The sequence below is a fragment of the Nostoc sp. DedQUE07 genome, assembly GCF_034530975.2.
Classification (GTDB): Bacteria; Cyanobacteriota; Cyanobacteriia; order Cyanobacteriales; family Nostocaceae; genus Nostoc.
Window position 1 is genome coordinate 88958 of the sequence record NZ_JAVRCC020000028.1, and the last position, 9277, is coordinate 98234.

A 9277-nucleotide genomic window follows, 5' to 3' on the forward strand; every position below is an offset into this window, starting at 1 on the left:
TAACTTTATCTATTAGCTATCTAACTTGCAGCATGACAGCAAGATTATCACCCCGCAAGAGTTAGATATTATCCAGACAATATTCAGATGTTCCCGAAATCGCCATAAGATAATTAGCGCGGTATTTCTAAGATTGAGGAACATTAAATGACGCTATTACAAGATAAAGTCGCAATTGTCACAGGTGCATCAAGAGGAATTGGCCGAGCGATCGCAATTGAATTAGCTTCACAAGGAGCGATCGCAGTTGTCAATTATGCCAGTTCTAGTGCAGCTGCTGAGGCAGTTGTTACAGAAATTACTGATGCGGGAGGTCAAGCGATCGCTATCCAAGCTGACGTTTCTAAAAGCGATCAAGTAGATACACTCGTTAACACCGTCATAGAAAAGTTTAAGCGTGTGGATATTTTGGTCAACAATGCAGGAATTACCCGCGACACACTGCTTTTGCGTTTGAAGCCAGAAGATTGGCAAGCTGTGATAGACCTAAATCTCACTGGTGTTTTCTTATGTACACGCGCCGCCAGTAAAATTATGCTGAAGCAGCGATCGGGGCGGATTATCAACATTACCTCTGTGGCTGGGCAAATGGGCAACCCAGGTCAGTCAAACTACAGCGCCGCCAAAGCAGGTGTAATCGGTTTCACCAAAAGCGTTGCCAAAGAACTCGCTACTCGTGGCATTACCGTTAACGCCGTCGCTCCTGGATTCATCACCACCGACATGACCAGCGATCTCAACAACCCCGAAGATATTCTGAAATACATTCCACTCGGTCGCTTCGGTCAACCCGAAGAAGTCGCAGGAATGGTGCGCTTCCTCGCCGCCGATCCCGCCGCCGCCTACATCACTGGACAAGTCTTTAACGTCGATGGCGGTATGGTAATGGCCTAAATAGTTGAAGGGTAGCGATTTTTCGTAGTTGGCGCTTTAGCGCCAACTACGAACTTATTAAATAAAATTTGACAGATTAGTTATGAAAACAGACTCTATTTTTTATCGTTTATTTCAAACTTTTCCCAGTGCTTTTTTTGAATTAATTAATCTGCAACCATCAGAAGCAAATGCATATAATTTCGCTTCAGTAGAATTAAAGCAAACAGCATTTCGCATTGATGGGGTCTTTCTTCCTGTTGCTGACACTAATCATCAGCCGATTTATTTTGTAGAGGTTCAATTTCAAAAAGATAATGAATTTTATGCTCGTTTATTTTCAGAAATATTTCTGTATTTACGACTTTACGCACCTACTTCAGATTGGCGATCGGTAGTTATATTCCCTCGCCGCAGCCTTGAACCAACACAAGTCCAACCGTATCGAGTCTTACTCGAAAGCCAACTTGTAACGAGGCTATATTTAAACGAGCTTGGAGAAGTAACTGAATATTCCTTAGGAGTTGGTATTATCAAATTAGTAGTTGTAAATAAAAAACAAACTCCCATATTAGTCAAAAGTTTGATTACAAAGACACGTTCGGAACTGAGCGATAAAGCACTTCAAAAAAAAGTGATAGATTTAATAGAAACAATTGTAGTTTACAAACTACCGCGTATCAGTCGTCAGGAGTTGGTAAAAATGTTTGGACTCGGTGATTTTGATATCAAAACGACTAGACTTTATGAGGAACTCAAGCAGGAAACAACTCTAGAGCTAGTCATGCGCCAGTTACGACGACGCATTGGTAATTTGAATCCGCAATTGTCAGAGCGCATCAGCCAGTTATCTATCGAACAGCTTGAAAATCTAGCCGAGGCACTGTTGGATTTTTCCACAGAAGGAGATTTAGTTGTTTGGCTGCAAGACAATTTAACTCAAGCTTGAATTTTTGGTGAATTGAATAAACATAGTAGGGCTAGCACTGCAATGCCGACCCTACAAGCAACTAAGGCTGTTGGCGTATCCTTTGCCAGACTGTAAAGCCCAAAAGTAGGATAATACTACTGGCGGTTGTCAGCATCACAGCCAAACTCATACCTTGTATTCTCATCGCTAGCAAGTTGAAAACTAAGGTAATTGACCAAAGGGTAAACGCAGCATGGCGCTGGGAGAGTCCCCAAGCAAGTAAGCGGTGGTGCAGGTGGTCTTTGCCAGGAGTACTCAGAGGGTTATTTCCTGCTAGTAGCCGCCGCACAAATACTTGAGTGGTATCTAGCACCGGTAATAATAGAAATAAAACCGTGGGAATTAGCGCATAAATTGTGTTTTGTTGCAGTTTCCCTAAAATACTAGTTGCTGCCAACACATAACCAAAAAAGTATGCTCCGGCATCACCCATAATAATTCGTGATGGATGGAAATTATGGCGCAAAAATCCTAGTGCAGCACCTCCCAAAGCTGCGAGGACTAAGATTGCCGCAGCACGATTGTTAAATTGAGCTGCAACGCCCAACAAACTCATGGCGGTGATAAAGCTAATTCCTCCTGCCAAGCCATCCATACCATCCATCAAATTGATGGCGTTGGTAATCCCTACTACCCATAGTACTGTTAGCAACATGGACAGAAGTGAATCGATGGGAGTGCCAAACAGGACTTTGACACTGATACCATTAGCTACCAGCAAAAGTGCCGTGACAATTTGCGCCCACAATCGCACAGAGGGCGGTAAGCCAAACTGATCGTCAATAAAGCCCACCAGGACTAATATCGAACCCCCCAACAGAATAGTGAGCACCTGAGCCAATACGTTTTGGAGTTCGATCGGTCGTAAAAGGCTAGCTAATACCAGCGCGGCAATCACGCCCGCGTAGATAGCCAGCCCCCCGGCATTGGGTAAAGGTTCTCGGTTGAGTCGCCGTGCGTTGGGTTGGTCAGCCCAACCTACCCGCAAGGCGAATTTGCGTACTGTCGGAATTAAACGCCAAGTTACAAGCCAAGCCAAGAGGAACGTAAATACTACTGCCAACCAGCCGGTGCCGCTAGGGTCGGCAATACCAAGGGACTTAAGGGAGTTGTCTAGATTCATCTCCCAATTCAAGCATTACTGCCAGTATCTAATATGAGCATCACCTGTATATTAATCAATTTTTTTATTTCCATTTGTAACTTGAGCCGCTTGAGAGATTAGCACTCTGGCGCTGTGAGTGCTAAATTGTCTAATGGAAGCGCTGGAGAAATCAAACATGGCGAAAATTATTGCATTTGACGAGGAATCGCGGCGATCTCTAGAAAGGGGTGTTAACGCCCTTGCCGATGCCGTAAAAATCACCTTGGGGCCCAAAGGTCGCAATGTCCTTTTAGAGAAAAAATTTGGCGCACCTCAAATTGTCAACGATGGTATCACTGTTGCCAAGGAAATTGAATTAGAAGATCCTTTGGAAAATACTGGTGCAAGACTCATCCAGGAAGTGGCCTCAAAAACTAAAGATGTCGCTGGAGATGGGACAACCACCGCCACAGTTTTAGCACAAGCCTTAATTAGAGAAGGTTTGAAGAACGTTGCGGCAGGTAGTAACCCTGTGAGCTTGAGACGCGGGATCGACAAAACTATTGAGGCATTGGTAGAAGAAATTGCCAAAATAGCCAAGCCAGTAGAAGGAAGTGCGATCGCTCAAGTTGCCACTGTTTCTGCTGGTAACGATGAAGAAGTTGGTCAAATGTTAGCTCAAGCAATGGAAAAAGTCACCAAAGATGGTGTAATTACCGTTGAAGAATCTAAATCCCTGACAACTGAACTAGAAGTAGTTGAGGGGATGCAGATTGACAGGGGTTATATTTCTCCCTACTTCGTCACCAACAACGAACGGCAAATCGTCGAATTTGAAAACGCCCGAATCTTGGTGACAGATAAAAAAATCAGCAGCATCCAAGATTTAGTGCCAATTTTAGAAAAAGTTGCCCGTTCTGGTCAGCCTTTGCTAATTATCGCTGAAGATGTCGAAGGTGATGCTTTGGCAACTTTGGTGGTGAACAAAGCGCGCGGTGTACTAGCTGTAGCTGGAATTAAAGCGCCTGGGTTTGGCGATCGCCGCAAAGCTTTGTTAGAAGATATTGCGATTCTCACCGATGGACAGTTGATTTCTGAAGAAATCGGTTTAAGCTTGGATACGGCTGCTTTAGAAGCGTTGGGAACTGCCCGCAAAATCACCATTGACAAAGAAAACACCACAATTGTTGCTGGTAGTGTCACCAAGCCAGAGGTACAAAAGCGGATTGGTCAAATTCGCAGACAGTTAGAAGAAACTGATTCTGAGTACGATCGCGAAAAACTGCAAGAACGCATCGCCAAGCTCGCTGGCGGCGTGGCAGTGATTAAAGTGGGTGCGGCAACCGAAACCGAACTCAAAGACCGTAAGCTGCGGATTGAGGATGCGCTCAACGCTACTAAAGCTGCTGTGGAAGAAGGTATTGTTCCTGGTGGTGGAACAACCTTAATTCACTTAGCTAAGGCAGTACAAGCGATTAAAAACACCCTAGAAAATGACGAAGAAAGAATTGGGGCTGATATTGTCGAACGAGCGCTAGAAGCCCCCTTGCGCCAAATAGCAGACAACGCTGGTGCTGAAGGTTCTGTAATTGTCTCGAAAGTCCGGGATAGCGACTTCAACATTGGTTACAACGCCGCTACTGGCGAATTTGAAGACTTGATTGCTGCTGGTATTATCGACCCTGCCAAAGTTGTGCGTTCAGCCTTGCAAAACGCTGGTTCCATTGCTGGTTTGGTCTTAACCACCGAAGCGATCGTTGTTGAAAAGCCAGAGAAGAAATCCGCTGCTCCTGCCCCTGATATGGGCGGTATGGGCGGTATGGGCGGTATGGGCGGTATGGGTGGCATGGGCGGCATGGGTATGTTCTAATTTCTGCTGACCCAGATAAATATTTTTTAAACAGTTTGTCTTGCCAAGGCAAACTGTTTTTTGTAGCATTGCTGATTCAAAGGCAATATGTTATACCAATTCGTAATTCGTCAGATAAAATCTGGGTGATGACCTCTTTATATTAATTTTTGCAAAATAACGTCTGAGTTATGTAAGTTATTTTTATGTCCTTTGTTATTTACTAATGAAAAATGACAAATGACCAATGACCAATGACAAATGACTATTAGGTAATATTGCATGGCACGAAAATTACGTCGCCTTCCTAAAATACTCACCAAGCTATATGAAGACGAGTTCCATCACCAACCAGGGACTATACCTGGAACCATTTTTATTGATGCAGATGCTCCACCACCAATAATTTTTTTGATTGACTATAACCAAACCAATTTCATTCGCGAACAAATAGAAACTCCAGAGGAGTGTGTCTCTTATCTGGAATCGGAATCGGTTTCTTGGGTAGATGTACAAGGTTTAGGTAGTCAAGACATATTACAACGATTGGGTAAAGTTTTTAAGTTACATCCTCTAGTTTTAGAAGATGTAGTTAATGTACCGGAGCGTCCCAAAACAGAGGATTATGAAGATCAATTACTTTTCATTGCCCGGATGGTAGTGCCAAAGGAAAGAACATGTGGTTTTTATAGCGAACAAGTGAGTTTGATATTAGGAAAAAATTATCTACTGACAGTACAAGAGGAACCAGAACATGATTGCTTTGAAGCGGTGCGATCGCGAATTGAAAAAAACAAAGGTATCATCCGTAAACAGGGAGCAGATTATTTAGCTTATGCTTTATTAGATGCAATTATTGATGGCTTTTTCCCAGTGCTAGAGCTTTATGGCGAGCGAATCGAAGAGTTAGAGGAGGAAGTAATAGTTAAACCTACTCCCCAAACACTGCAAAATATTTATCAAATTAGACGAGAATTACTGCAACTACGTCGTGCTATCTGGCCCCAACGAGATGCAATTAATTCCTTAATTCGAGATGCTCCCGATTTGATTTCTGAAGAAGTACGAATCTACCTGCGAGATTGTTATGACCATACAGTGCAAGTGATGGATATGGTAGAAACTTATCGAGAACTATCATCTGGATTAATGGATGTGTACCTTTCGGCAGTAAGTAATAAAATGAATGAAATCATGAAGGTGCTAACGATAGTTTCAACGATCTTTATTCCCCTGACTTTTGTGGCCGGAATATATGGTATGAATTTCAATACAGAGAAATCACCATATAATATGCCTGAATTGAATTGGTATTGGGGCTATCCACTTTGCTGGGCATTGATGTTAGCGATCGCATTTAGTTTGCTATTCTTTTTTTGGCGAAGAGGGTGGCTGCAAAATTCTGTAGAAATCAAGCGCAATTAAAAATTGTAGATTAGCGATGAGTCAAATATATATTCATTAGCACCGGGAGTTAAGATTTTTGAGTTATGAGGAGTAGCGACCAGAATTTAGTAGTTTTGACGATTTATATTATCGGTGTCTCTTATGTTTTCAATCGCATGATTGAATCCATCGATGACCAAGTTAAATTTGAGTTTAAAAAAGGAACTGTTGACGAACAACTCAAAGAACAAAATCTCGACGATAAAATTGGAATTTCCTTTAAACTCAAATCTTCATACCCAATTGACGATTTGAAAGATTTAGGAATTAGCATTGAAAATAAATCAGATAATGTTGCCGTATACGTTGACTGGGACAATAGTTCTTTAGTTGTTGAACATAGTAAGCAATCGCGCCGCGTAATTCGGAAATCACCAGACTTAACCCGCGACTTAGCAGTACCCCAAAGTCCTAGCCTGATTGCTCCCAAGAAAACACTTTCTGAAACAGTGACAGCAGAAGATGTTTTCCAGCGCGATCAAGTAGCTGGAACCTATTTAGCAAAAAAACCATTAATTGATATCAATGGGCTACAAAAAGGGCAAAAAAAGTTGTACAACGATTTTATTAACAGAAAAAAAGAGTTGGATTTTTCTCTGCAATTAGTGTTGAGGATATCTGAAGTGCGTCTAGGTCTAGCTCCAGGTCGTGATTTTCCTCCCATTAGCATTATCAATTGTCCTTTCACAGTCAGGAAACTACCTTGGACTTACGCTCTACCCTGGAATAAAAAAAAGTAATAACCTGTCAACCCCTTGTGTTAACCGGGTACACTGGATTTAAGGAGAGAGTAGGCGCAGGCGGTTGCAGATCGGTCATAGTTACTGGTTTGAGGAAAGTCCGGACTCCCGAAAGACCAAACTTGCTGGATAACGTCCAGTGCGAGCGATCGTGAGGATAGTGCCACAGAAAGATACCGCCAAAAAAGTTAGGAATTAGAAGTTAGGAGTTAGGAGTTAGGAATTATTAATTATTAACTCTTAACTCTTAACTCATAACTCCTAACTAAATTTGGTAAGGGTGCAAAGGTGCGGTAAGAGCGCACCAGCAGTATCGAGAGGTGCTGGCTCGGTAAACCCCGGTTGGGAGCAAGGCGATAGGAACTACGGTTGGTCTTTTACCAGTTCCGCTCAATGAGAGCCGCTTGAGGCGTTTGGTAACAAACGTCCCAGATAGATAACTGCCCTCGCAAGAGAACAGAACCCGGCTTATGTCCTGCTCTCTCCCCTTTAATGGAGTATGAACCTTTCACGGTTTGTACTCTATTATTTTTTGTACGGGTTTTGTGCGTAAGCGTACCCTTTGGGATCTTGCTACGCGTAGCGTCTCGTAGAGAAGCTCGTCGTAGACATCGCTAATTTATCATCTAAAGCATTTAAAGCATTCCCAATATCTCTAATGCTGTATCCAAATGCCATTTAACCCGATAGAGTCCAAACAGTTTCTCTTGACTGTAACGTGCAGGGTACTCTAACTTCCTTCCCTCCATCGTCACCTTGAGCAATGCTGACTGCTCTGGTGTCGGTGTTCCCATAGCTTCTAGTGTCGCTTCTAGCGTTTCTACTTGAGAAAGCATAGGAGACTTCAATCCTTTATTCTCCGATACTTGCTTGCAGGCTATAACAGGGAAAGTTAGGAGTGCATTAATGTATGATGCTTTATCAGCAGGGTTTCCTATTGCTTGGATGCCGTACTGTATCAGACATAAATCGCGTAACGCTCTCAAGCTTTTAACTTCTAATTCTGTGCGCGTAAACATAAAATAGAGTTACCTCTTGTAAAAGTGGGAATCGGTGGGCAACAAGTTTCTCAGGCTAAGATGCCCATCGATTTAAGATTATCCACTGATATACACGTGGAGAATAAGTTTATTTGTATTTCTATACAATGTCTAAAAATAAAGGTAATCCAGATAACTTAAAGCCATTCACCACAGATAGAGAACGACCATTAACTGAATATCTACATTTGCGTGTCACCAAAGAAATGAAGGAAGAGGTAAAAGCTAAAGACGATCCTCCTGAATTTTGCCGTCAAGCTATCCAAGAGAAGCTAGATAGAGAGAAGTAGCAAAAAGTTGTTAGAGTAATAGTCCAAGAGATTTAGATATATAAGTATAGATAGCTAGTTACCTTCCCCTGCCTCCCCTGCCTCCCCTGCCTCCTCTGCCCCTCCGCCCCCTGCCCCCTGCCCCCTTCCCCTTATCATGTAATGCCCCTTGCCTATCCACGCCGTCAACGGCAACTTGAAAGTTTAGTCCAAAAATTTGGTTTGTCGCTAGAAGCACCTATAAAGTGGGAACTGTTGGATTTAGCGCTAACTCATCCCACTGTCTCTGATTCGGCAAATTATGAACAGCTAGAGTTTGTTGGCGATGCAGTGGTGCGGCTGGTGTCGGCTGTTGTGTTATGGGAAAATTATCCCGATTGTCCAGTAGGGGATTTTGCAGCAATTCGTTCGGTATTGGTAAGCGATCGCATTCTCGCCCAATTGGCCAGAGTTTATGGTTTGGAGTTATACTTACTAGTCGCTGGTAGTGCTACCGCCGATAAAGTTGGTCTAGAGTCACGACTGGCAGATGCTTTTGAAGCAGTTTTGGGTGCGCTTTACTTAAGTACTCAAAATCTGGAATTGATTCGCTCTTGGCTAGATCCTCACTTCCACCAACTAGCCACAGAGATTCGCCTCGATCCTGCCAGACTTAATTACAAAGCTGCTCTCCAAGAATGGACTCAGGCGCAATTTAAAGTTTTACCAGAGTATCGGGTTGTGGAAATCACTCAACCGCATCGCAATCAAGAACGTTTCCTGGCTGAAGTGTGGCTGCACGGAAAGATGCTTGGACAAGGTAAAGGACGCTCAATCAAAACCGCAGAACAAGCCGCAGCTAAAGTAGCTTTTTTAGCAATTTCTAACCCGCAAATACCCTGAGCTTAAAAGAAGGGCGATTAGTCGATAATCAGTTGATTGTCAGTGGTCATTTGTCCCTCGTCCTTTGTATACAAATGACAAATGACAAATGACAAATGACAAATGACAAATGACAAATGACAAA

Annotated in this window: 9 protein-coding genes and 1 other RNA gene; 8 read left to right on the forward strand and 2 right to left on the reverse strand. The window is 42.9% G+C overall.

Going from position 1 to position 9277, the window contains the following annotated elements; translation table 11 throughout:
* The first annotated feature begins 147 nt into the window (after positions 1-147).
* On the forward strand, positions 148-894 hold the full coding sequence (fabG, locus tag RMZ95_RS20990) for a 3-oxoacyl-[acyl-carrier-protein] reductase (RefSeq protein WP_322686390.1): 747 nt from the start codon (positions 148-150) through the stop codon (positions 892-894).
* A gap of 82 nt (positions 895-976) precedes the next feature.
* On the forward strand, positions 977-1822 hold the full coding sequence (locus RMZ95_RS20995) for an Rpn family recombination-promoting nuclease/putative transposase (RefSeq protein ID WP_322670355.1): 846 nt from the start codon (positions 977-979) through the stop codon (positions 1820-1822).
* 61 nt (positions 1823-1883) lie between these two features.
* Here RMZ95_RS20995 and RMZ95_RS21000 read toward each other — a convergent pair whose 3' ends face one another.
* Positions 1884-2966, reverse strand: coding sequence for an MraY family glycosyltransferase (locus RMZ95_RS21000; RefSeq protein WP_322670354.1), 1083 nt, complete (start codon positions 2964-2966; stop codon positions 1884-1886).
* Positions 2967-3123: 157 nt separating this feature from the next.
* On the opposite strand from RMZ95_RS21000, the gene groL reads away from it, so the two are divergent.
* The 4 genes from groL to rnpB all read left to right on the forward strand — a co-directional run bounded on the left by groL (position 3124) and on the right by rnpB (position 7449).
* Complete coding sequence (gene groL / locus RMZ95_RS21005; protein WP_322670353.1) at positions 3124-4797, forward strand: chaperonin GroEL; 1674 nt, start codon at positions 3124-3126, stop codon at positions 4795-4797.
* Positions 4798-5058: 261 nt separating this feature from the next.
* A complete protein-coding gene (gene corA / locus RMZ95_RS21010; RefSeq protein ID WP_322686392.1) occupies positions 5059-6201 on the forward strand; it encodes a magnesium/cobalt transporter CorA in 1143 nt (380 codons plus the stop codon).
* 65 nt (positions 6202-6266) lie between these two features.
* Positions 6267-6962, forward strand: coding sequence for a hypothetical protein (locus tag RMZ95_RS21015; protein WP_322670351.1), 696 nt, complete (start codon positions 6267-6269; stop codon positions 6960-6962).
* Positions 6963-7008: 46 nt separating this feature from the next.
* Positions 7009-7449, forward strand: an RNA gene (gene rnpB, locus RMZ95_RS21020) — RNase P RNA component class A.
* Positions 7450-7597: 148 nt separating this feature from the next.
* On the opposite strand, the gene RMZ95_RS21025 is transcribed toward rnpB, so the two are convergent.
* Positions 7598-7981: a hypothetical protein gene (locus RMZ95_RS21025; RefSeq protein WP_322686393.1), complete on the reverse strand. Its 384-nt coding sequence runs from the start codon at positions 7979-7981 to the stop codon at positions 7598-7600.
* A 128-nt stretch (positions 7982-8109) separates the two neighbouring features.
* On the opposite strand from RMZ95_RS21025, the gene RMZ95_RS21030 reads away from it, so the two are divergent.
* Together RMZ95_RS21030 and rnc are read left to right on the forward strand one after the other, a co-directional pair.
* Positions 8110-8292: a hypothetical protein gene (locus RMZ95_RS21030; RefSeq protein WP_099104126.1), complete on the forward strand. Its 183-nt coding sequence runs from the start codon at positions 8110-8112 to the stop codon at positions 8290-8292.
* Between the two features lie 141 nt (positions 8293-8433).
* Positions 8434-9153: a ribonuclease III gene (gene rnc, locus RMZ95_RS21035; protein WP_322686394.1), complete on the forward strand. Its 720-nt coding sequence runs from the start codon at positions 8434-8436 to the stop codon at positions 9151-9153.
* Positions 9154-9277 lie beyond the last annotated feature (124 nt).

Excerpts from the sequence above, each read along its gene's own strand:
- RMZ95_RS21015 (WP_322670351.1), top strand. The coding sequence starts at position 6,267 with ATGAGGAGTAGCGACCAGAATTTAGTAGTTTTGACGATTTATATTATC.
- rnc (WP_322686394.1), top strand. The coding sequence starts at position 8,434 with ATGCCCCTTGCCTATCCACGCCGTCAACGGCAACTTGAAAGTTTAGTC.
- fabG (WP_322686390.1), top strand. The coding sequence starts at position 148 with ATGACGCTATTACAAGATAAAGTCGCAATTGTCACAGGTGCATCAAGA.
- RMZ95_RS20995 (WP_322670355.1), top strand. The coding sequence starts at position 977 with ATGAAAACAGACTCTATTTTTTATCGTTTATTTCAAACTTTTCCCAGT.
- RMZ95_RS21025 (WP_322686393.1), bottom strand. The coding sequence starts at position 7,981 with ATGTTTACGCGCACAGAATTAGAAGTTAAAAGCTTGAGAGCGTTACGC.
- groL (WP_322670353.1), top strand. The coding sequence starts at position 3,124 with ATGGCGAAAATTATTGCATTTGACGAGGAATCGCGGCGATCTCTAGAA.
- RMZ95_RS21030 (WP_099104126.1), top strand. The coding sequence starts at position 8,110 with ATGTCTAAAAATAAAGGTAATCCAGATAACTTAAAGCCATTCACCACA.
- corA (WP_322686392.1), top strand. The coding sequence starts at position 5,059 with ATGGCACGAAAATTACGTCGCCTTCCTAAAATACTCACCAAGCTATAT.
- RMZ95_RS21000 (WP_322670354.1), bottom strand. The coding sequence starts at position 2,966 with ATGAATCTAGACAACTCCCTTAAGTCCCTTGGTATTGCCGACCCTAGC.